The following is a 21,280-nucleotide window of genomic DNA, read 5'->3' as shown; positions in this document are numbered from 1 at the left end:
AAATTTTATGCGGTGGTCGCACCAGCGCAAATGGTGGCGAAAATGGTCATTTCGTTGAAATTTATGACATAATTATTTACGCACCGTTACATGCACAGGATAAATATCAAAAAAAAGCTATATTTCACTTTGCCCCGGCCGCGAATGTCCATGATAATGCGCGGCGTTCATGACCTCAAAAATGGCGTAACGTCCTATGTTACATTTGTTTGCTGGCCTGGATCTTCACACCGGGTTGTTATTACTTCTTGCTCTGGGTTTTGTGCTGTTCTACGAAGCGATTAATGGCTTCCACGATACAGCGAACGCAGTGGCAACCGTGATCTATACTCGCGCATTACGTTCGCAGATAGCGGTCGTCATGGCGGCACTCTTCAACTTCTTTGGCGTTCTGCTTGGCGGCCTGAGCGTAGCCTATGCCATCGTGCATATGTTACCGACGGATCTGCTATTAAACGTTGGCTCTGCCCACGGCCTTGCCATGGTCTTCTCCATGCTGCTGGCTGCCATCATCTGGAACCTGGGTACCTGGTACTTTGGGCTTCCGGCCTCCAGTTCACATACGCTCATCGGGGCAATCATCGGGATTGGTTTAACCAACGCGCTGATGACCGGCACCTCGCTGGTGGATGCGCTGAACATCCCGAAAGTCCTGAATATCTTCGCTTCGCTGATCCTCTCGCCGATTGTCGGTCTGGTCTTTGCAGGCGGCCTGGTGTTTATCCTCCGTCGCTACTGGAGCAACACCAAGAAACGCGCCCGTATTCACCTCACCCCAGCCGAGCGTGAAAAGCAGGACGGCAAGAAAAAGCCGCCGTTCTGGACGCGTATCGCCCTGATCCTCTCTGCTATCGGCGTGGCCTTCTCTCACGGCGCGAACGACGGTCAGAAAGGCATTGGTTTGATTATGCTGGTCTTGATTGGCGTTGCCCCGGCAGGCTTCGTGGTGAACATGAATGCCTCCGGCTACGACATCACCCGTACCCGCGACGCGGTAAACAACGTTGAGACCTGGTTCCAACAGCATCCCGATCTGCTGCTGAAGGCCACCGGAGCCGATCCGGTGATCCCTACGCCCGAGCAGACCGTAGGCCCTAACGGCGAGTTCCACTGCCATGCAGGCCGTGCTGTCGTGGCGCTGGATCGCGCGAAAGCGATGCTGACCAATATCGAAAGCTATGACAAGCTGCCGATTGAGCAGCGTAGCCAGCTGCGCCGGATCATGCTTTGCATCTCTGATATCACCGATAAGGTTGCCAAACAGCCGGAAGTCAGCGCTGACGACCAGCGTCTGCTGAAAAAGCTGAAAGGCGATATGCTGAGCACCATCGAGTATGCCCCGGTGTGGATCATCATGGCGGTAGCGCTGGCGCTGGGTCTGGGTACGATGATTGGCTGGCGTCGTGTTGCTACCACCATCGGCGAGAAGATCGGCAAGAAAGGCATGACCTATGCACAGGGGATGTCGGCCCAGCTCACCTCGGCCGTCTCTATCGGCCTGGCGAGCTATACCGGGATGCCGGTGTCGACCACCCACGTTCTCTCTTCGTCAGTGGCGGGAACGATGATCGTGGACGGCGGCGGTCTGCAGCGTAAAACCGTGACCAACATCCTGATGGCCTGGGTGCTGACTCTGCCGGCAGCGATTTTCCTCTCCGGTGCGCTGTACTGGGTGGCGCTGCATCTGATTTAATCGGTAACAGGCATAAAAAAGCGGGCCACTCAGGCCCGCTTTTTTTATGTCTCTATTTCAGTGCCAAATCATCAGCGCAATCAGGCTGACCACCACCAGCCCACAGAGGGCGCTGGTTAAAACAAAGTGGCGACGGACCCGCTCACAGCGACGAATAAACTCATCGTCATGATGATCGCGATAGCGTTGAGCGTAGATATACCACACCAGACGCATCTGCTTACTGGGCTGACCGTGCGAGGTAAAAAAGCCACCGCCATCCACATATTGATAGAGCAACGGATCGCAACCACGCAGGACAACCAACAGTGCGCGTAACGATGAGAAATAACGCGCCATGTTAACCACACAAACGATGCACAAAGCCCAAAACAGCGCGACAGTGCTGACCATACCCCCTCCCCGGCGACCGCCCACGGAGATAAACTCCAGGGCTGGCGCTCCCCGATTCCCGGCCAATGAGTTCTTTGAAGTGTGTACCAGAAGCCGACGTGGATCACAATTCTACATCCGAGCGGCTTATTTAATAGTGTAGGAGATCTGTTAATTATTTCGCCACATCATCGATCTATATCAATGCTATAGACGACATTTTTTGATGAGCTAAACCGTGACCCAGGACAATTGACGACGGGTTTAGGGCGTTATAAGGTAGAAATATCTTCTACAATTAGATCCTTAAGGCCGGGCATCCCCCGCGCAATGGCACGCAGGACGCGGGATAAGCCGCAGCGCGAAAGTGGCGGCTGAATCCAACGGTCATCGACAACTTATGGAAGGAGTAACATCATGGCTTACAAACATATCCTTATTGCGGTCGATCTCTCCCCAGAGAGCAAGGTACTGGTCGACAAAGCCGTCTCTATGGCGCGCCCGTACAATGCAAAAATCTCCCTGATTCATGTCGATGTAAACTACTCCGATCTCTACACCGGGCTTATCGACGTTAACCTGGGCGATATGCAGAAACGCATCTCTGAAGAGACCCACAACGCGCTGGCAGAACTCTCCACTAACGCAGGCTATCCGATTACCGAAACCCTGAGCGGCAGCGGCGATCTGGGCCAGGTACTGGTCGACGCGATTAAGAAGTACGATATGGATCTGGTGGTCTGTGGCCACCATCAGGACTTCTGGAGCAAGCTGATGTCCTCTGCGCGCCAGCTGATCAACACCGTTCACGTTGATATGCTGATTGTTCCGCTGCGCGACGAAGACGACGAGTAAGCGTTCATCTGTAACGCCGGGCGGCGCTGCGCTTGCCCGGCCTACATATTTTACTCTGGTGTGCCGGGGTAAATATCAAACCGGTGGCCTTTGGTCACCACTGCGTTTTGCGTGGCAACGTCTGCCAGCGGTGGAGCGTAATCGGGGCGCTTCACGACCACGCGCCTGGTTGCCAGCGCGCGAGCAGGCACTAACAAACCATCAGCGTCCAGGTCCGGTCCTACCAGCGACTGAAAGACCCGCATCTCCTTTTTCACCAGCGCGCTCTTCTGCTTGTGCGGAAACATCGGATCGAGATAGACCACCTGCGGCCGCGGAGTGATGTCCGTCAGCGAGGTCAGGCTTGAAGCATGGATCAGCTGCAGGCGCTCCCGCAGCCACTCTCCAATCTCCGCATCGGCATAGCCGCGCGTCAGGCCATCTTCCAGCAGTGCCGCCACCACCGGGTTACGTTCCAGCATCCGTACCCGACAGCCAATGGACGCCAGTACGAAAGCATCGCGTCCCAGACCTGCGGTGGCATCGACGACGTCCGGCAGATAGCTGCCTTTAACGCCTACCGCCTTCGCGACCGCCTCGCCGCGACCGCCGCCAAATTTGCGCCGGTGCGCCATCGCTCCAGAGACAAAATCAACGAAAATGCCGCCAAGCTTTGGCTCATCGCGCTTGCGTAGCTCAAGATGCTCCGCCGTTAGCACCAGCGCCATCGGGTTGTCATCGTCATGCTGCAGGCCAAAACGGGACGCAAGACGCAATAAGGCACCGTCTCCGGTGCCTGTCTCATCTATTAAGCAGATTTTCACGCCGTGCTTAGCCCTTGATGCCGTAGTGCGCCAGCATCGCGTCCAGCTGCGGCTCACGGCCACGGAAACGCTTGAACAGCTCCATCGGCTCTTCTGAACCACCGCGGGTCAGAATGTGATCGAGGAAGTCCTGGCCCGTTTTGCGGTTGAAGATCCCCTCCTCCTCGAAACGGGAGTAGGCGTCCGCCGCCAGCACGTCGGCCCACAGGTAGCTGTAGTAGCCAGCCGCGTAGCCACCAGCAAAGATATGGCTGAAAGCGTGCGGGAAGCGTCCCCAGTTTGGACCCGGAATGACTGCCACCTGCGATTTGATCTCGGCCAGGGTTTCGAGAATTTTCGCCCCCTGCTCCGGGCTGAACTCGGCGTGCAGACGGAAATCAAACAGCCCGAACTCCAGCTGGCGCAGGATAAACAGCGCGGCCTGGTAGTTCTTCGCCGCCAGCATCTTATCCAGCAGGGCTTTCGGCAGCGGCTCGCCGGTTTCGTAGTGGCCGGAGATAAACGCCAGCGCGTCCGGCTCCCAGCACCAGTTTTCCATAAACTGGCTCGGCAGCTCCACGGCGTCCCATGGTACCCCGCTGATGCCCGCCACGCCTGGGACGGCGATCTGGGTCAGCATATGGTGCAGGCCGTGACCGAACTCGTGGAACAGGGTGATCACTTCATCGTGCGTGAACAGCGCCGGTTTGCCGCTCACCGGACGGTTGAAGTTACAGGTCAGGTAGGCAACCGGCTTTTGCAGCGAGCCGTCGGCTCTCAGCATCTGCCCGACGCAGTCGTCCATCCACGCCCCGCCGCGCTTGTTCTCACGGGCGTAGAGATCGAGATAGAAGCTACCGCGCAGTTCGTTGCTTTCGTCATACAGCTCGAAGAAACGTACGTCCTGATGCCAGACGTCGATATCCTTACGCTCTTTAGCCGTGATGCCGTAGATGCGCTTAACCACTTCGAACAGGCCGTTAACGGCTTTGTTCTCCGGGAAATAGGGGCGCAGCTGCTCATCGCTGATGCTGTAGAGGTGCTGCTTCTGTTTTTCGCTGTAGTAGGCGATATCCCACGGCTGCAGCTCATCTACACCGAATTCCGCACGGGCGAAGGCACGCAACTGCTCCAGCTCTTTCTCACCCTGCGGACGGGCGCGTTTCGCCAGATCCATCAGGAAGTCCAGCACCTGCTGCGGATGCTCGGCCATCTTAGTGGCAAGAGATTTATGGGCATAGTTGTCGAAGCCCAGCAGCTGGGCCAGCTCGTGACGCAGAGCAAGGATCTCTGCCATCACCGGGCTGTTATCCCATTTGCCCGCGTTTGGCCCCTGGTCGGAGGCGCGGGTGCTGTAGGCGCGGTAGAGCTCTTCGCGCAGGGCCTGGTTATCGCAATAGGTCATCACCGGCAGATAGCTCGGGATGTCGAGCGTCAACAACCAGCCCTCTTGCTCTTTGGCCTGCGCCTGAGCCTGGGCCTGCGCCAGGGCGCTCTCCGGCATACCGGACAGCTCAGACTCATCGGTAATTAGCTTGCTCCAGCCCATGGTGGCGTCGAGCACGTTGTTGCTGTAGGTAGAGCCCAGCTCAGAGAGGCGAGCGGCAATTTCACCGTAGCGTTTCTGCTTCTCTTTCGGCAGGCCAATGCCGGACAGTTCAAAATCGCGCAGGGCGTTATCCACCGCTTTCATCTGCGCCAGATCCAGGACGGTATAGGCCTCGCCTTCGCGCAGGTTACGATAGGCCTGGTAAAGACCCTCGTGCTGTCCCACCCAGGTGCTGTACTCAGAGAGCAGCGGCAGCGTCTGCTCATAGGCTTCACGCAGCTCCGGGCTGTTCTGCACCGAGTTCAGGTGGCTGATAGGTGAGAAGATACGGCCCAGGCGATCGTCCACCTCGGCCAGCGGCTGGCAGAGATTGTCCCAGGTATAGGGTGCGCCCTGGGCTACTACGCGCTCTACCGCCTCGCGGCAATCCTCCAGCGCTTTCGTCACGGCGGGAACCACATGCTCAGGTTTAATCTGGGAAAACGGCGGCAAGTCGAAGGGCGTCAGTAATGGATTGGTCATAAGCGCTGTCCTGTAGAAATAATCGCAAGCGCTCGGGCGGCGCTCGTTCCTGTAAGGTCTAGGATGGGGTTTAGTGTAGTTAATTTCAATGCCGTCCGTTGCGCTTTTGCGCCCTGGCAACGGCACCGCTGCGGTAATTTGCCGCAATCTGCGGTAAACTATCGACTATCTGTTTTTACTTCCCAGGATTGTTCCTTCCATGCTCAGTTATCGCCACAGCTTCCACGCCGGCAACCATGCCGACGTATTAAAACACACCGTTCAGAGCCTGATTATTGAATCGCTGAAAGAGAAGGAGAAACCTTTTCTCTATCTGGATACCCACGCAGGCGCGGGGCGTTATCAGCTGAGCAGCGAGCATGCCGAGCGCACCGGTGAGTACCTGGAAGGTATCGCCCGCATCTGGCAGCAGGACGATCTGCCTGCCGAGCTGGAGCCGTACATCAGCGTGGTAAAGCACTTCAACCGTAGCGGCCAGCTGCGCTACTACCCTGGCTCGCCGCTGATCGCCCGCCAGATGCTGCGCGAGCAGGACAGCCTGCAGCTGACCGAGCTGCACCCAAGCGATTTTCCGCTGCTGCGCTCAGAGTTCCAGAAAGATAGCCGCACCCGCGTCGAACGTGCCGACGGCTACCAGCAGTTGAAGTCTAAGCTGCCGCCGGTATCACGCCGGGGTCTGATCCTGATCGACCCGCCTTACGAAATTAAAAGCGACTACCAGGCGGTGGTACAGGGCATCAATGAAGGCTATAAGCGCTTTGCAACCGGCACCTACGCGCTGTGGTATCCGGTGGTGATGCGCGCGCAGATCAAGCGCATGTTAAAAGAGCTGGAAGCCACCGGCATCCGCCGTATTTTGCAGATCGAGCTGGCGGTACGCCCGGACAGCGACCAGCGGGGCATGACCGCCTCCGGCATGATTGTGATCAACCCGCCGTGGAAGCTGGAGCAGCAGATGAACAGCGTGCTGCCGTGGCTGCACAGCAAGCTGGTTCCGGCTGGCATCGGCCACACGCTGGTGAACTGGGTTGTACCCGAGTAATCACAGCCATCGGTGGAACCTTAAGGGCATCGCGTTACACTCTAAGCAAAAATTCATTAAGGAAACGTTATGACTAAGCACTACGACTACATCGCCATTGGCGGCGGCAGCGGCGGTATTGCGTCTATTAACCGTGCGGCCATGTATGGCCAAAAATGCGCCCTGATTGAAGCGAAAGAGCTGGGCGGAACCTGCGTGAACGTAGGCTGCGTGCCGAAAAAAGTGATGTGGCATGCCTCGCAGATTGCCGAAGCGGTCAACCTCTACGGCCCGGACTACGGCTTTGACGCCACCATCAACAACTTTGACTGGCAGCGCCTGGTGGCCAGCCGCACAGCCTATATCGATCGCATCCACAGCTCCTATGAGAACGTGCTGGGTAAAAACAACGTGGATGTGATCCGCGGCTTTGCTCGCTTTGTCGATGCTAAAACCGTTGAGGTTAACGGCGAGACCCTCACCGCCGACCATATTCTGATCGCCACCGGTGGGCGTCCGAGCTACCCGGATATTCCCGGCGCAGAGCACGGTATCGACTCCGACGGCTTCTTTGAGCTTACCGCCCTGCCGAAGCGCGTTGCGGTTGTTGGCGCAGGCTATATCGCCGTTGAGCTGGCAGGCGTGCTGCACGGACTGGGCGCAGAGACGCACCTGTTTGTGCGTAAACATGCCCCGCTGCGCAGCTTCGATCCGCTGATCGTCGAGACGCTGATTGAGACCATCATGGCTGACGGTCCGTCGCTGCATACCCATGCCACGCCGAAAGCAGTGGTAAAAAACAGCGATGGCAGCCTGACGCTGGAGCTGGAAGATGGCCGTAGCGAGACCGTTGACTGCCTGATCTGGGCGATTGGTCGCGAACCCGCCAATGACACCTTCAACCTGGAAGCAACCGGGGTGAAAACCAACGACAAAGGCCACATCATCGTCGATAAGTTCCAGAACACCAACGTTTCAGGGATCTATGCGGTAGGTGATAACACCGGTGCGGTTGAGCTGACGCCGGTTGCGGTGGCGGCAGGTCGTCGTCTTTCCGAGCGCCTGTTCAACAACAAGCCGGACGAGCATCTGGACTACAGCAATATTCCTACCGTGGTCTTTAGCCATCCGCCTATCGGCACCGTAGGTCTGACCGAGCCGCAGGCGCGCGAGCAGTACGGTGACGACCAGGTAAAGGTCTACACCTCTTCCTTTACTGCCATGTACACCGCCGTCACCCTGCATCGTCAGGCGTGCCGAATGAAGCTGGTCTGCGTGGGCCCGGAAGAGAAGATTGTCGGCATTCACGGCATCGGCCAGGGCATGGACGAGATCCTGCAGGGCTTCGCCGTTGCGCTGAAGATGGGCGCAACCAAGAAAGACTTTGATAACACCGTGGCAATCCACCCAACGGCGGCGGAAGAGTTTGTGACGATGCGTTAAGGGTCTTTAAAAACGCTGGGATCGTAGGCCTGATAAGCGTAGTGCTATCAGGCCTCGTTCGTATTGCCGGGCGGCGGCTAAAGCCTTACCCAGCCTACGTTGTTTCAGTGCGCACGCTGCTGAAACCCCTTTCTTGCTCCCCTGGCCCGGAGTATGATCTCAGTTACAACCATTCTCAGTTACAACAATAAGATTACAGCTCAGGGGAAAGCGATGGACTATCGTTGGTTAGACGCCTTACATATCATGGCAGGCGTGATTTGGCTGGGCGGCATCTTTATGATGGCAGCAATCGTTGCGGCATGGTCGCAGAGCCGCAGCGCGGTGGCTAAAGGGGAGAGCAACCCCCTGTTAGAGTATGTGCGCCGCTGGAACCGGTTCGTCACTTCACCGGCCATGATTTTGCTGTGGGCCCTGGGTATTGCCCTAATGTTAAAGGGTGACTGGCTGCTGCCGCTGTGGCTGGGCATCAAGCTGGCGGTGCTGGTGTTCCTCTCGGCGGTGCACGGCATCCTGTCGGGGTCGCTGCGCAGACTGGCAACCGGTGAAACCGCTACCGTGTCCCTGCTGGCACGCAACGCTGCCTGGCTTACCCTGGTGGCCGTTATCATCGTTGTGGCTTTAGCGGTGGTAAAACCGTTTAGCGGCTAAATGTTATCTTGAATGCTCTGAAAATGCAGTCTGTTTAGTCAGACTGCAATGTCACAATTTTATATTTAAAAACAAACCGTTACGCTACATCCCTTTACAAATTGCCGCTTGTAATTGTGATCTTGCGCACACTTTGCACTTCAATACTCATATCAAATGTCTAAACTTTAGACTTAAATAATTACCGGGAAAATACCCGCCATTTTTTACGACGCCATCCGGAGGTCGCCACAGCTATGTTCAACCAGAAAATTAAGTTTGCTGATTCTGTTGAGTTCGAGATCGATGAAAAGATCTGTTACGAGACCGATCCGCGCGAATTAAAACTGGATGAAATGATCGAGGCGGAACCGGAACCGGAGATGATCGAGGGGATGCCCGCTTCTGACGCGCTGACCCCTGCCGATCGCTATCTGGAACTGTTTGAGCAGGTACAGTCATCGGGTCTCTTTGCCGACAGCAAAACCTTTCCTGACTGTGCGCCAAGAATGGATCCGCTGGATATCCTGATCCGCTATCGTCGTATCAAACGCAGGCCTGACTTTGACCTGCGCCTGTTTATTACACGACACTTCTGGCTGCCGCAGCAGATGGATAGCCAGTATGTCTCTAATCCAGAAAACTCGCTGAAAGAGCACATCGACCAGCTGTGGCCGGTGCTGACCCGCGAGCCGCAGGATCACATTCCCTGGTCGTCGCTGCTGGCACTGCCGCAGGCCTATATCGTGCCCGGCGGCCGGTTTAGCGAAACCTACTATTGGGACTCCTACTTCACCATGCTGGGGCTGGCCGAAAGTGGCCGAAACGATCTGCTGAAGTGTATGGCGGATAACTTTGCGTGGATGATTGAGAATTATGGCCACATCCCGAACGGCAACCGTACCTACTACCTCAGCCGCTCCCAGCCACCGGTGTTTGCGCTGATGGTGGAGCTGTTTGAAGAGGACGGTGTGCGCGGGGCGAAACGCTACTATGAGCACCTGCTGATGGAGTACGCCTTCTGGATGGACGGTTCTGAATCGCTGAACCTCAATCAGGCCTACCGCCATGCGGTTCGCATGCCCGACGGCTCCCTGCTCAACCGCTACTGGGACGATCGTGATACGCCCCGGGATGAATCCTGGATCGAAGACGTGGAAACGGCGAAGCACTCGGGACGTCCACCGAGTGAGGTCTACCGCGATCTGCGCGCAGGGGCGGAATCCGGCTGGGACTACTCCTCCCGCTGGCTGCGCGATACCCAGCGTCTGGCCAGTATCCGCACCACGCAGTTTATCCCTATCGATCTGAACGCCTTCCTGTTCAAGCTCGAGAGCACTATTGCTAACCTCTCCGGGCTGAAAGGCGACCGTGAGGGCGAGGCCATGTTCCGCCAGCGCGCCAGCGATCGTCGGGCGGCGGTGAACCGTTACCTGTGGGACGAAGAGAAAGGCTGCTATCGCGACTATGACTGGCGACGTGGCGAGCAGGCGCTGTTCTCGGCAGCGAGTATCGTGCCGCTCTACGTCGGGATGGTCACCCATGAGCAGGCCGATCGGATAGCCGTTGCGGTGCGCGAACGTCTGCTGACCCCAGGCGGTATGATGGCTACGGAGTATGAGACCGGTGAGCAGTGGGATAAACCCAACGGCTGGGCACCGCTGCAGTGGATGGCCATTCAGGGCTTTAAGCTCTACGGCAACGATGAGCTTGGGGATCAGATTGCCCATAGCTGGCTCAATACCGTTAACGGTTTCTATCAGCAGCACCACAAACTGATCGAGAAGTACCATATCGCCAGCGGCACGCCACGCGAGGGTGGCGGCGGTGAGTATCCGTTGCAGGACGGCTTTGGCTGGAGTAACGGTGTAATACGCCGTCTGATTGGACTGTACGGGGAGCCATAGCGCCCCCCCTGTTTATCAGCAAATAATTTATCAGCAAATAGCGTATTAGCGGATCACGTTATAGATCGCAGTCTGGATCGCCAGCCACTGGCGGGTGCTCTCATCAGGCTGCGCTTTATTACGGATCTTTGCCTGCTCGGTTTCGTAGCGTTGGCGCTCTACCACGGCAGAACGGGTACAGAAGGCGCGCAGGTAATCTTTCCGTTGCCCGGTAAGCTTCTCTCCGTTTAGCATCGCGTGACTGAGCGTCGCGGTAAAGCGACGGCAGGGGCGCGGCTCAACCATCTGGCGCTGGTAGCGCAGTAGCAGGGTCAGCACCTCATCATTGCCTGCCGACAACGCCTGCTCGGTCCAGGAGAGCTTCCAGTCCATTCCCCCCTTCAAAAAGAGCTGCGCGATGCGGGTATCGTTGCGGTCTATCGCCGAGCGAAGATTGCTCTCATCCCACGTGATGCCCATCCGGGTCAGCTGCATCCGTGAGGTAGGCGTGTCTTGCTCATTTTGCGTGTTGGTCAGCACCTGCGCCTGAGCGGGCGGCTCACTTACCGCGCGAGCGGGAGGGGTGCTGTTTATCAACATAACGCCGCCGACGATGATCGCCAGCACCATCACGCCAACCGCGCCCCAGAGAATACCCGAGACCAGCCGGATACGCTGCTCCGGTGAGCGAACGGCACGGCGCTCGGGTCGCTCGATATCTTCACCCACCTCGAAAATATCTCCTCCCGCGCCCGCCTTTTTAACCGTCCGCGCTTTAAACGCGTTAAGCTCGTCCACGTCGGTGGTTAACAGGCTGGCCGGATTAACGGTGGTGCGACCTTCGTTGAAGGCGCGCTGAACCGGGGCGGCGATCTGCGGGTAGTAGGTGTCCAGCATAGTCAGCTGGATGGCAGAGAGTGGCTTCTGCGCGGTAAGGGTATTACGGATCTGCCGAATATCATTGAGCAGGGTTTGCAGGGTCTTGCGCGGGTCAGCAAATAGCGTTAGTACCGAACTGTCGTTAAACAGCGAAGCGTAGTGGCGGGAAAACTCTTTTTTATCCACCAGCATCAGCGCCAGCTCGCTAAACAGCATTCCGCTGAGCACGTCGTTGCGCTCCCCCAGCTTTAACCAGCGGCGCACGCGATCCTGACCAAACTGCGTTTTCAGGTGGTTACGTAGCTTGACGCCATCCGGCCAGGCGGCATAAACCAGCCCGCTAATCATCAGCTCTAGGGCGCGCAGCTGGGACAGCCCCTTGAGCTGGGCTTCGCCGTTGACCGTTTCGGTAGAGGTGGGATAGGTCAGCAGAGGCTGCTGCAGACGAAGGTGCTCCAGCGCGGCGACAAAGCGCAGCGCGGCAATCAGCTGATTTTCACTGACGTCCTGTCCGCTTTCATACTGAGGAACCAGCTGCTGAAGATGGCGTAGCTGCATGGTGAACTGCGTTAGCTCGGCATCGTTGAGCTTCAGGCGCTGCGCCACTGCGCCCCAGCCGCCAAGGCTCTGGCGGGCGTTCTCCAGCTGCTCCAGAAACCAGCGCGGATCCTTCCCTTCACTTACGCGAACGTCCAGCAATAACAAAATTTCGATAGACGCCTGGCGAATAATCCCGATGCAGGTTTCAAATTGTTCGCGATTCCTGAGCGATGTGCTGTGTGTCATTATTTTCCCTTAACCACAATTAACGAAAGTTAATTCCAGCCGTCTACGCAGCTTAATTTTTCTTAGATTCCAGTGAGTTAAATCATAAGCCACTTTGTATTAAATATCAGTGATGGAGGTAATAAAAGAGAAAGGGAAATAAAACAGAGCATTCCTTATCCAGAGCGGAATTTCCTATGCCAGGCTTAGTGCAGAGGTATTTGAGGCACATGCGAAAGGAGTATCTATGAAGAAAATGTTACTTGCCGCCACGGTGGCCGCCTTATTCACCCTTCCGGCACTGGCCGAAGATACACCGGGACTGAATACGGATAAAGCACCGCCGCCGCCGCATAAGCTCGACGACGGCTATCGCGGCATTGAAGATGCTCGCACCATGAACGTTAAACAGGCGCTGGACATGCATGACGGGGGTTCCGTCTCCCTGCGTGGGCACCTCACCGCTAAAAAAGGGAATGATATGTATACCTTCCGCGATAAAACCGGTGAGGTCGATGTTTATATCCCTATGGCAGTCTTTGACGGTCGAGAGATCGATTCCGATCAGCTGGTCGGCATTAGCGGCTCGCTGGATAAGAAACAGAAGCCAGCCCAGATTAAAGTGCACCGCCTGCAAAAAGAGTAACTTACCCGGTAGGCCGGGCAAGCGCGAGCGCTGCCCGGCATGCTATACCCTTACAGGAACATCCCGCCTGACACCTCGACGCGCTGAGCGTTCATCCACCCCAGCTCATCGCTGAGCAGGGCCACTATGGCGTTGCCAATATCGTCTGGTAATCCCGTGCGGCCCAGCGCCGTTTGCGCGGCGACGAACTGGTTTAGCTGCTCATCATCACGTACCCGACCGCCACCAAAATCGGTTTCAATGGCCCCCGGTGCAATGATATTCACTGAGATCCCGCGTGCCCCCAACTCTTTCGCCTGGTAACGGGTTAACACTTCCATCGCCCCTTTCATCGCTGCATATGCGGCGTAGCCCGGCAGCGCAAAGCGAGCCAGCCCGCTGGATACGTTCAGGATCCGCCCGCCGTTTTTAATCAGCGGTAACAGGTGTTGGGTCAGGAAGAACGGCCCCTTGAAATGGATGTTCACAAGCTGGTCAAACTGCGCCTCGGTGGTCTCCGCAAAGGCGGCGTTTATACCGATCCCGGCATTGTTTATTAAATAATCAAAGGTGTCGCGCTGCCAGGTCTGTTTTAGCTGATCCTGTACCTGGCGGGCGAAGTTTTCGAAGCTGCTGCTATCGCCAACGTCGAGCTGCAATGCCACGGCCTTCGCGCCTTTCAGCGCAATTTCACGTACTACGGCAAGGGCATCCTCCTCACGACTATTCCACGTCAGGATAATGTCTACGCCCTTCTCGGCCAGCTTCAATGCGGCATTTTTTCCCAATCCACGGCTGCCGCCGGTCACTAAAGCAATACGATGCGTCATAAGAAACCTCATTTCTGATGGTGGGTGATTGAGAAAGAGCTTATTAAGTGATAGATAATCAATAAAGCCTGCTGAATACGCTTCACTGTTTCATTGATGACAACAATAGGTGGCAAGGATGGATAAAGTTTACGCAATGCAGCTTTTCGTTCGTGTTGCCGAGCTGGCGAGCTTTTCCCGCGCCGCCGACTCCCTTGGCGTGCCTAAAGGCAGCGTCTCGCGTCAGATCCAGAGCCTGGAGAACCATCTCGGTACCCAACTGCTGCACCGGACCACGCGCCGGGTTCAGCTCACCCAGGACGGTATGGTCTACTACGAGCGCGCCAGGGATCTGCTCTCTAACCTCGATGAGCTGGACAGCCTGTTTATCCACGATCCGGCCAGCATCAGCGGCAAGTTACGGGTAGACATGCCGGTGGGAGTGGCGCGTAATCTGGTGATCCCGCGCCTGCCCGCCTTCGTGCAGCAGTATCCCGGCATTGAAATTGAGCTCAGCAGCAGCGACCGACTGGTAGATGTGGTGCGCGAAGGCTTTGACTGCGTGGTGCGCGTTGGCACGCTGAAAGACTCCGGGCTGATCGCTCGCCCGCTCGGCAGGCTGTCAATGGTCAACTGCGCCAGCCCCGCCTATCTGGAACGTTTTGGCTACCCGGAAACGCTGGAGGATCTCTCTTCCCATGCGGTGGTGCACTACGCTGTCCATCTCGGCACGCGGCCGCAGGGCTTTGAATTTTATCAGGACAATACCACGCGGTGGATCAAAACCGGCGGTATCCTGACGGTCAACAGCACCGAGACCTATCATGCGGCATGCCTGGCGGGACTGGGGATTATCCAGGTGCCGCGTACCGGCGTGCGTGATGACCTGCGCCAGGGCACGCTGGTAGAGATCCTGCCCCAGTACCGTGCCGAGCCCATGCCGGTGTCGCTGATCTATCCCCATCGCCGTAACCTCTCCCGGCGGGTACACCTGTTTATGGAGTGGCTGACGAGCGTTATGAAGGATTACGTCGATTCACCCGCTTAGGTGATGAGGGTCTATAATTTGCGGTACATCACGCTAAGCAGAGAAGGAAGCCGTATCGATGACCCCGGAAAATAGCGCCAAGCGACCGGTCCCGCACCTGGACTACGAACCTGTTAAAAAGGTCGATACCACCGATAAGCCCGAATCTGAGTCAGAGCCGTTGCTGAGCGGCAAAGCGGAGGGCGTGGTAGAGACGGTCACCGAAGCGGCAGGGAAGATCCAGCGTCGACCCATGGTAGCGCACCTGATCCGCGCCACCGAGCGCTTCAATGACCGGATGGGCAACCAGTTTGGGGCGGCCATTACCTATTTCTCATTCCTGTCGATGATCCCCATCCTGATGGTGTCGTTTGCCGCAGCGGGTTTTATCCTGGTCTCCCACCCCACGCTGTTGCAGGATATCTTTAACAAGATCCTGCTCAACGTCAGCGACCGCACCGTGGCCGATACGCTGCGCAACACGATAAAAACCGCCGTCGAGCAGCGTACCACCGTCGGTATCGTTGGTCTGGCGGTCGCGCTCTACTCCGGCATCAACTGGATGGGCAACCTGCGTGAGGCGATTCGCGCCCAGTCCCGGGACGAGTGGGAGCGCAAGCCCCAGGACAATGAGAAGATCTGGGTAAAATACTTCCGTGATTTTATCTCCCTGATTGGCCTGCTGGTCGCGCTGGTGATCACCCTCTCTATCACCTCTATCGCTGGTGCGGCGCAGCAGATGATCATCTCTGCGCTCTATCTGGACTACATCGACTGGCTTAAACCGGCCTGGCAGCTCATTGGCCTGGCGATCTCTATCTGCGCTAACTTCCTGCTCTTCTTCTGGATCTTCTGGCGGCTGCCGCGCCACCGTCCACGCAAGAAGGCGCTGATTCGCGGTACGCTGATTGCGGCGGTAGGCTTTGAGGTGATTAAGATCATCATGACCTGGACCCTGCCTTCGCTGGTGACCTCTCCGTCAGGCGCGGCGTTTGGCTCGGTGCTGGGCATCATGGCCTTCTTCTACTTCTTCGCCCGCCTGACGCTGTTCTGCGCGGCGTGGATTGCCACGGCAGAGTACAAAGACGACGTCAAAATGCCGGGTAAAGAGACCCTCTAACCACACTATTGGGCTGAATCAAAACGCAAAGTTTCAGCCCAACTCCCCATTTCAGCATTAAAAACCACTCCGTAACTTTTATTTAACCAAAAAGTGGTTTTATCTGCTGATATCTCATTTCTGTGAAGCATTTCATAGATGTGAAAACTCAGGCACGAAAATTATTCACTTTTTGCCGTTTTTATCACCGCCTGCGTGCCCTGTTACAGATTGAAATGTCGCTTTTGCTGTGCGTAATATGGCCCTTCGTTCGCCAAAAATAAGAAAATTCTATGCAAGCTACCGCCACAACGCTCGATCACGAACAGGAAAGCCCCCCGGTCAACTCGCGTAATAAAGTTGTCATCGCCTCGCTCATTGGTACGGCGATTGAGTTTTTCGACTTCTATATTTACGCCACCGCGGCGGTCATCGTCTTTCCGCACATCTTCTTCCCGCAAGGTGACCCGACGGCGGCCACGCTACAGTCGCTGGCGACCTTTGCTATCGCCTTCGTGGCACGTCCAATCGGCTCTGCGGTATTTGGTCACTTTGGCGATCGCGTCGGGCGTAAAGCCACGCTGGTGGCGTCCCTGCTGACGATGGGTATCTCTACCGTACTGATCGGCCTGCTGCCGAGCTATGCCACCATCGGTATTTTTGCTCCGCTGCTGCTGGCGCTGGCGCGCTTTGGTCAGGGTCTGGGTCTCGGCGGTGAGTGGGGCGGCGCAGCGCTGCTGGCAACCGAGAACGCCCCGCCACGCAAGCGGGCGCTCTACGGCTCCTTCCCGCAGCTGGGCGCACCCATCGGCTTCTTCTTTGCTAACGGCACCTTCCTGCTGCTGTCGTGGCTGCTGACCGACGAGCAGTTTATGGAGTGGGGCTGGCGCGTGCCGTTCATCTTCTCCGCCGTGCTGGTGCTGATCGGTCTCTACGTCCGCGTCTCCCTGCACGAGTCGCCGGTGTTCGCCAAGGTCGCCGCAGCCAAGAAGCAGGTGAAGATCCCGCTGGGCACGCTGCTGACCAGGCACATGCGCGTCACCGTGCTGGGCACCTTTATCATGCTGGCGACCTACACGCTGTTCTACATTATGACCGTCTACTCCATGACCTACAGCACGGCACCTGCGCCAGTGGGCCTTGGATTACCGCGTAACGAGGTGCTGTGGATGCTGATGCTGGCGGTAATTGGCTTTGGCGTGATGGTACCGATTGCTGGCCTGCTGGCGGACGCCTACGGTCGTCGCAAGAGCATGATCGTCATCACCTCGCTGATCATTATCTTTGCGCTGTTTGTCTTCCCGCCGCTGCTGGGTTCAGGCAGCCAGGCGCTGGTGATGGCTTATCTGCTGATCGGCCTGAGCCTGATGGGGCTGACCTTTGGTCCAATGGGCGCGCTGCTGCCGGAGCTGTTCCCGACCGAGGTACGCTATACCGGGGCATCGTTCTCCTATAACGTCTCCTCCATCCTGGGTGCGTCGGTGGCACCGTACATTGCCGCCTGGCTGACCGCCAACTACGGCCTGTTCTACGTCGGCGTCTACCTGGCGGCCATGGCAACCCTGACGCTGATTGCGCTGGTGCTGACCCACGAAACCAAAAACCAGTCTCTGTAAGTATAAAAAAGCCCGGTAGCGTTAGCGCTTACCGGGCCTACCCCTCCTGACGAATTCCTTCAGAACCGCCAGTTCAGGCTTACCACAAATACTGAAGGGAAAATGATCCCTGATTCCACACCAAAGTAATGGGTAAAATTATACTGAACCGCATGATAGATATAGGGCGCGAAACCGACGCCGGTGATATTTTTAAATGAGTGATAAATGCCCTCATCACCGCATTTGCTAAATTCGTCAAAAAAGAATTCGCCGGTATATCCGTAAATACCCTTAAAAACAATGTTATCTTTTTCCGCCCAGTCTTTTCTGACACCAAGAGAAAGGCAACGATCCCCGTAGCTGTTTCTCATTGTCCCAACGAGCAAACTGTAATCGGGGTGGTCAGGAAGTTTCTTTTCGATTGAATAGAATTCATTATCAAACTTCTCGGTGTATTGACCATGATTCCCAAGCAGATGGTAGACAAATGAGCCCGTATTAAAAGCAATGGTCTCTTCGGCCTGTGCAAAAGTCGTTACCGCCAGGAGAGCTGCTGCAGAGAAGTTTAAATATTTAAAGCGTGAAGGCATTGTGAAGCAATATCTTGAAGTGATTTAACATGGCAGTAGCGTAGCAGCCATATAGTCAACCAATCCAACACGGTCACCACCGAACCAACGGAAATTCTGAAACTGAGACTGTTCTTACCACCGTTGCACGTCATCACATTAAAATAGCAAAAGCCCGGTAAGCGCTAACGCCACCGGGCTTTTTCATCCTGCTCTCCGGCTTACTTCTTCATCTGCGCCAAAATATTCCGGCACTGATTCTCCTGGCCCTCTGACGGAGAGATCAGCGCCAGCAGCGCTGCGGCCGGGGTAACCAGCGTCGCCAGGGCTGCCGCTACCGCACCGCGGGCGATCAGCGGGCCGGCCTTCACCCCCGCCTGTGGATCCTTGAAGCTGCCACGCACGTAGAGCGGCGAGCGCAGGGTCACGATACGGATCCCCTTACTCTCCGGGTTGATGGTGAGATCAAGCTGCTCTGAGGCGAAGCTGGCGGTGCCGGTGACGTTGATGATCGCGTTCTCGGTATCGAAGGCGAAGATCTGCGGACGCGCCACGCCGTTGACCAGGTTCAGGTTAGCAGCGGCGCAGTTGACCCGCACCTCATCGTCACCGAAAATCTGCCCGACGATAAAGTTCCCGACGTTAAGGCCGAGGATCTCCATCAGGTTGCGGCTGACCACGCCGTCATTCATCAGCAGTTTTAAATTGCCGTTGCTTGTGCCGAGCAGCGCGGCAATAGAGTTACCCGTCCCACGGAACTCGGCATCGCCGTTCATCTCACCGATGGTTTTCTGCATCAGCTCCACATCCGGCATCAGCTCTTTCAGCTTCAGCCGACGAGCCTGAATGTCCGCCCGGCCCTGCATCGGCTTCTTATCCCCTTCAAGATGAATATTGGAAGAGATGGTTCCTCCCGCCAGGCCAAACTTCAGCGGCTGGAGGCGCAGGTCTGCGTTCTTCAGGATGATATGGGTTGAGAGATCGCTGATCGGCAGGGAGCTGCCGTGCTCAATACGCCGCCCTTTGAAGCGCACGTCGGCATCCATGGTATCCCACTTGTCGGTTTCGAAACGATCGTAGGGCAGCACTTTGCCTGCGGGCTGATTGCTCTTCTCGCCCTTCTTCTCCTCCGACTGCTTCGACTTCTCAGCCCCCTTCCCGGAGTCGACGCCAATCAGCGGGCCTAAATCCGCCAGACGCAGCTGGCGCGATTCAAGATCGCCCTCCAGTTTTGGCCGAGGCTTACCGGTGGTGTAGGTCAGGGAGCCATGAATATCGCTGTCGCCGATGCGGCCGTTAAAGCCACGGTAGTCATAGACAGAGCTCTTTTCAGCGTCGATTTTCGCCACCAGCCGACCGTCAGTTTCAAACGGCGGCGTATCCGGCAGCAGCACGCCGGTGAGATCGTACAGCTCGCCCAGCGAGTTACCGGCAAACTTCAGCTTCAGGTCGACCCCGCCCATCTTCATCGGGTCGCTCACCGTGCCGGAGAAGGCCACGCGGGTATTGCCAGAGCGGAAGTCAGCCTGCACCGGGAACGGCGTCCCTTCGCTACGCAGCGCCAGCATGCCGCCAATTTTACCCGTACCGGTCACCTGTTGACCGTTGTAGCGACCCTTCGCTTTCAGGCCAAACACATAGTCGCCTACTTTGGTGTTTTTCTCTTTATCGCTACCCGTCACTTCGCTAAACGGCAGCGGCTTGCCAAGCGGATCGATCAGGATCTCAACGTCAGCCTTGCTGACCTTGTCATCGACCGCCACGCGGCCCTGATCGAAAAGAATATTGTCGAGGCGGAAGGACCAGGCCGACGGCGGCGCATCTTTATCTTTCGGCTCGTCGCTGCCTGCCAGGTTAAAGGTCCAGTTGTTGGTTTTTTCCGACAGGCGGATCAGCCGCGCGTCCGGCTTCTCAAACTTCACCCACGGCAGGTACACGGTTTTGGTCAGCAGCGCCAGCGGTGCCAGGGTGGCTTCAACCCGTGGCAGGTGCACCATGGTGATCTCAGGGATATCGGGCGGGTTGCCAAGGATCACATCCTCGGCATGCACATGCGGCCACGGCACCCAGCTGCGCCAGCCGGTCTCCTGCTTCTGCCGCTCCCAGACCACGCCTAAATCACCGCGTATTGCAAAGGGACGATTCAGCTCAGTGGAGACCTTCTCATTGATAGTGGGTTTAAGACGGTTCCAGTCAAACGTCGCGATAATGATGATGGCCACCACGATCAGCAACAAAAGCGTTCCCAGGACGGCAGTGATTACCTTACTTGTTCTTGTCATGCTTGCATCCTTCCATTCTTGCCTTGCCTGTCATAAAGATAGCTGAGCCTGTGAGAAAGGAGTGCAACCTGATGTTATAGAGCGAGAATAACGCTTTCGAGGTTTGCCAGCGGTGCGGGACGAGAGAGGAAATAACCCTGTGCGGCAAAGGCCGGTGACGCCTGTACGTCGTGCCACTCCTCCAGCGTCTCTACGCCTTCCACAATCACGCCCTGGCAATAACGATTCATCAGCTGCAGCAGCAGCGTAAACAGGTTGCGCCCTTCCGGCGTCTTACGCAGCATGATGAACAGCTCGCGGGCCACTTTGATGTAGTCGTAGTGTACTTCGCTCAGCGCAGAGAAGTTCGCCATCCCGGTCCCGAAGTCGTCCAGCCACAGCGGGCCAATTTCACAGATCGAGGCGAAGGAGGAGTCCTCCGGCAGGCGAATATGCTCAACCAGCTCGAAGCGCAGCCACGGCAGCGTCTCAACCAGCGCCATCATTTGCGGGTTCTGGCGCATCGCCAGCAGCGTTGGACCGTCGACGTTGACCGAGGCGAGCACGTTATTCTGCACAAAAAAGGCGTTTTGCTGGGCGAGGAGGTTGATCTGCTCCAGCATGACATCCAGACGCTGACGGACCGCGACCTCCGCAAAGTAGCGGTCAGGCGCAATACGCTGGGATGGATTATCCGGGTGCGTAACGATCGTTAAGACTTCGATTGCCATCAGGCTGCCATCCACGCGATAGATGGGCTGGTAAGTGTAGGCACGTTCACATTGCAGCCAGTAGCGCCGCTCTTCCAGGCTTTCGATGCTCGCCTCCGGAATGCTTAGCCGCTGGATAACCTGCTTCAACTTCATTGTCAGATGTCCTGTAATAGAGTGAGTGA

18 protein-coding genes are annotated in these 21,280 nt (G+C 56.7%); 10 read left to right on the top strand and 8 right to left on the bottom strand.

The features are described 5' to 3' along the window. Window positions 1-196 precede the first annotated feature (196 nt). Window positions 197-1,693, top strand: coding sequence for an inorganic phosphate transporter PitA (gene pitA, locus WFN61_RS17170; RefSeq protein WP_144817970.1), 1,497 nt, complete (start codon window positions 197-199; stop codon window positions 1,691-1,693). Window positions 1,694-1,750: 57 nt separating this feature from the next. On the opposite strand, the gene uspB is transcribed toward pitA, so the two are convergent. After that, window positions 1,751-2,086 (bottom strand): universal stress protein UspB, encoded by a 336-nt coding sequence (uspB, locus tag WFN61_RS17165; RefSeq protein WP_042394150.1) that lies wholly within the window; start codon window positions 2,084-2,086, stop codon window positions 1,751-1,753. Between the two features lie 396 nt (window positions 2,087-2,482). On the opposite strand from uspB, the gene uspA reads away from it, so the two are divergent. Further along, a complete protein-coding gene (gene uspA, locus WFN61_RS17160) occupies window positions 2,483-2,920 on the top strand; it encodes a universal stress protein UspA (RefSeq protein WP_103820396.1) in 438 nt (145 codons plus the stop codon). 50 nt (window positions 2,921-2,970) lie between these two features. On the opposite strand, the gene rsmJ is transcribed toward uspA, so the two are convergent. Continuing rightward, window positions 2,971-3,723 carry a 16S rRNA (guanine(1516)-N(2))-methyltransferase RsmJ gene (rsmJ, locus tag WFN61_RS17155; RefSeq protein ID WP_312174454.1) on the bottom strand — a complete coding sequence of 251 codons (753 nt, stop codon included), beginning with the start codon at window positions 3,721-3,723 and terminating at the stop codon, window positions 2,971-2,973. 7 nt (window positions 3,724-3,730) lie between these two features. Continuing rightward, a complete protein-coding gene (gene prlC, locus WFN61_RS17150; protein WP_222889311.1) occupies window positions 3,731-5,773 on the bottom strand; it encodes an oligopeptidase A in 2,043 nt (680 codons plus the stop codon). Between the two features lie 199 nt (window positions 5,774-5,972). Here prlC and WFN61_RS17145 point away from each other — a divergent pair, with 199 nt between their 5' ends. The 4 genes from WFN61_RS17145 to WFN61_RS17130 all read left to right on the top strand — a co-directional run bounded on the left by WFN61_RS17145 (window position 5,973) and on the right by WFN61_RS17130 (window position 10,774). After that, window positions 5,973-6,815: a 23S rRNA (adenine(2030)-N(6))-methyltransferase RlmJ gene (locus WFN61_RS17145; protein WP_144817967.1), complete on the top strand. Its 843-nt coding sequence runs from the start codon at window positions 5,973-5,975 to the stop codon at window positions 6,813-6,815. 69 nt (window positions 6,816-6,884) lie between these two features. Beyond that, complete coding sequence (gene gorA, locus WFN61_RS17140) at window positions 6,885-8,237, top strand: glutathione-disulfide reductase (protein ID WP_337038984.1); 1,353 nt, start codon at window positions 6,885-6,887, stop codon at window positions 8,235-8,237. Window positions 8,238-8,450: 213 nt separating this feature from the next. Next, complete coding sequence (locus WFN61_RS17135; protein ID WP_186370576.1) at window positions 8,451-8,888, top strand: CopD family protein; 438 nt, start codon at window positions 8,451-8,453, stop codon at window positions 8,886-8,888. 236 nt (window positions 8,889-9,124) lie between these two features. Continuing rightward, window positions 9,125-10,774: an alpha,alpha-trehalase gene (locus tag WFN61_RS17130; protein WP_222889307.1), complete on the top strand. Its 1,650-nt coding sequence runs from the start codon at window positions 9,125-9,127 to the stop codon at window positions 10,772-10,774. Window positions 10,775-10,819: 45 nt separating this feature from the next. On the opposite strand, the gene WFN61_RS17125 is transcribed toward WFN61_RS17130, so the two are convergent. Then, on the bottom strand, window positions 10,820-12,418 hold the full coding sequence (locus tag WFN61_RS17125; RefSeq protein ID WP_144817963.1) for an STY4199 family HEPN domain-containing protein: 1,599 nt from the start codon (window positions 12,416-12,418) through the stop codon (window positions 10,820-10,822). Between the two features lie 226 nt (window positions 12,419-12,644). Between WFN61_RS17125 and WFN61_RS17120 the strand changes: the two genes are divergently transcribed. Beyond that, window positions 12,645-13,043: a YdeI family stress tolerance OB fold protein gene (locus WFN61_RS17120; protein ID WP_222889305.1), complete on the top strand. Its 399-nt coding sequence runs from the start codon at window positions 12,645-12,647 to the stop codon at window positions 13,041-13,043. A gap of 50 nt (window positions 13,044-13,093) precedes the next feature. Here the strand turns inward: WFN61_RS17120 and WFN61_RS17115 are convergent, their stop codons facing one another. Next, the gene (locus WFN61_RS17115) at window positions 13,094-13,852 is read right to left on the bottom strand and encodes an SDR family NAD(P)-dependent oxidoreductase (RefSeq protein WP_144817961.1); all 759 of its coding nucleotides are present in this window, start codon (window positions 13,850-13,852) and stop codon (window positions 13,094-13,096) included. Between the two features lie 118 nt (window positions 13,853-13,970). Here WFN61_RS17115 and WFN61_RS17110 point away from each other — a divergent pair, with 118 nt between their 5' ends. From WFN61_RS17110 to WFN61_RS17100, 3 genes are all read left to right on the top strand, one after another. Continuing rightward, the gene (locus tag WFN61_RS17110; protein WP_257758743.1) at window positions 13,971-14,879 is read left to right on the top strand and encodes a LysR family transcriptional regulator; all 909 of its coding nucleotides are present in this window, start codon (window positions 13,971-13,973) and stop codon (window positions 14,877-14,879) included. 58 nt (window positions 14,880-14,937) lie between these two features. Next, complete coding sequence (yhjD, locus tag WFN61_RS17105) at window positions 14,938-15,978, top strand: inner membrane protein YhjD (protein ID WP_257758744.1); 1,041 nt, start codon at window positions 14,938-14,940, stop codon at window positions 15,976-15,978. A gap of 272 nt (window positions 15,979-16,250) precedes the next feature. Then, window positions 16,251-17,573, top strand: coding sequence for an MFS transporter (locus tag WFN61_RS17100; RefSeq protein WP_144817958.1), 1,323 nt, complete (start codon window positions 16,251-16,253; stop codon window positions 17,571-17,573). A gap of 59 nt (window positions 17,574-17,632) precedes the next feature. On the opposite strand, the gene WFN61_RS17095 is transcribed toward WFN61_RS17100, so the two are convergent. The 3 genes from WFN61_RS17095 to pdeH form a co-directional block, all read right to left on the bottom strand. Further along, window positions 17,633-18,145: a hypothetical protein gene (locus WFN61_RS17095; RefSeq protein WP_144817957.1), complete on the bottom strand. Its 513-nt coding sequence runs from the start codon at window positions 18,143-18,145 to the stop codon at window positions 17,633-17,635. Window positions 18,146-18,345: 200 nt separating this feature from the next. Further along, the gene (locus tag WFN61_RS17090; protein ID WP_144817956.1) at window positions 18,346-20,406 is read right to left on the bottom strand and encodes an AsmA family protein; all 2,061 of its coding nucleotides are present in this window, start codon (window positions 20,404-20,406) and stop codon (window positions 18,346-18,348) included. Window positions 20,407-20,480: 74 nt separating this feature from the next. Further along, complete coding sequence (pdeH, locus tag WFN61_RS17085; protein WP_144817955.1) at window positions 20,481-21,251, bottom strand: cyclic-guanylate-specific phosphodiesterase; 771 nt, start codon at window positions 21,249-21,251, stop codon at window positions 20,481-20,483. Window positions 21,252-21,280 lie beyond the last annotated feature (29 nt).

Origin of the sequence: Pseudescherichia sp. AS216 (assembly GCF_037152055.1) — a bacterium.
Lineage (GTDB): Bacteria > Pseudomonadota > Gammaproteobacteria > Enterobacterales > Enterobacteriaceae > Pseudescherichia.
Note: the sequence above shows the minus strand (reverse complement) of the source record. Positions and strands in the feature narration are given on the sequence as shown.

Excerpts from the sequence above, each read along its gene's own strand:
- WFN61_RS17120 (WP_222889305.1), top strand. The coding sequence starts at position 12,645 with ATGAAGAAAATGTTACTTGCCGCCACGGTGGCCGCCTTATTCACCCTT.
- gorA (WP_337038984.1), top strand. The coding sequence starts at position 6,885 with ATGACTAAGCACTACGACTACATCGCCATTGGCGGCGGCAGCGGCGGT.
- WFN61_RS17110 (WP_257758743.1), top strand. The coding sequence starts at position 13,971 with ATGGATAAAGTTTACGCAATGCAGCTTTTCGTTCGTGTTGCCGAGCTG.
- WFN61_RS17125 (WP_144817963.1), bottom strand. The coding sequence starts at position 12,418 with ATGACACACAGCACATCGCTCAGGAATCGCGAACAATTTGAAACCTGC.
- WFN61_RS17115 (WP_144817961.1), bottom strand. The coding sequence starts at position 13,852 with ATGACGCATCGTATTGCTTTAGTGACCGGCGGCAGCCGTGGATTGGGA.
- uspA (WP_103820396.1), top strand. The coding sequence starts at position 2,483 with ATGGCTTACAAACATATCCTTATTGCGGTCGATCTCTCCCCAGAGAGC.
- pdeH (WP_144817955.1), bottom strand. The coding sequence starts at position 21,251 with ATGAAGTTGAAGCAGGTTATCCAGCGGCTAAGCATTCCGGAGGCGAGC.
- pitA (WP_144817970.1), top strand. The coding sequence starts at position 197 with ATGTTACATTTGTTTGCTGGCCTGGATCTTCACACCGGGTTGTTATTA.
- WFN61_RS17100 (WP_144817958.1), top strand. The coding sequence starts at position 16,251 with ATGCAAGCTACCGCCACAACGCTCGATCACGAACAGGAAAGCCCCCCG.
- WFN61_RS17095 (WP_144817957.1), bottom strand. The coding sequence starts at position 18,145 with ATGCCTTCACGCTTTAAATATTTAAACTTCTCTGCAGCAGCTCTCCTG.
- WFN61_RS17145 (WP_144817967.1), top strand. The coding sequence starts at position 5,973 with ATGCTCAGTTATCGCCACAGCTTCCACGCCGGCAACCATGCCGACGTA.
- WFN61_RS17090 (WP_144817956.1), bottom strand. The coding sequence starts at position 20,406 with ATGACAAGAACAAGTAAGGTAATCACTGCCGTCCTGGGAACGCTTTTG.
- WFN61_RS17130 (WP_222889307.1), top strand. The coding sequence starts at position 9,125 with ATGTTCAACCAGAAAATTAAGTTTGCTGATTCTGTTGAGTTCGAGATC.
- uspB (WP_042394150.1), bottom strand. The coding sequence starts at position 2,086 with ATGGTCAGCACTGTCGCGCTGTTTTGGGCTTTGTGCATCGTTTGTGTG.
- yhjD (WP_257758744.1), top strand. The coding sequence starts at position 14,938 with ATGACCCCGGAAAATAGCGCCAAGCGACCGGTCCCGCACCTGGACTAC.
- WFN61_RS17135 (WP_186370576.1), top strand. The coding sequence starts at position 8,451 with ATGGACTATCGTTGGTTAGACGCCTTACATATCATGGCAGGCGTGATT.
- prlC (WP_222889311.1), bottom strand. The coding sequence starts at position 5,773 with ATGACCAATCCATTACTGACGCCCTTCGACTTGCCGCCGTTTTCCCAG.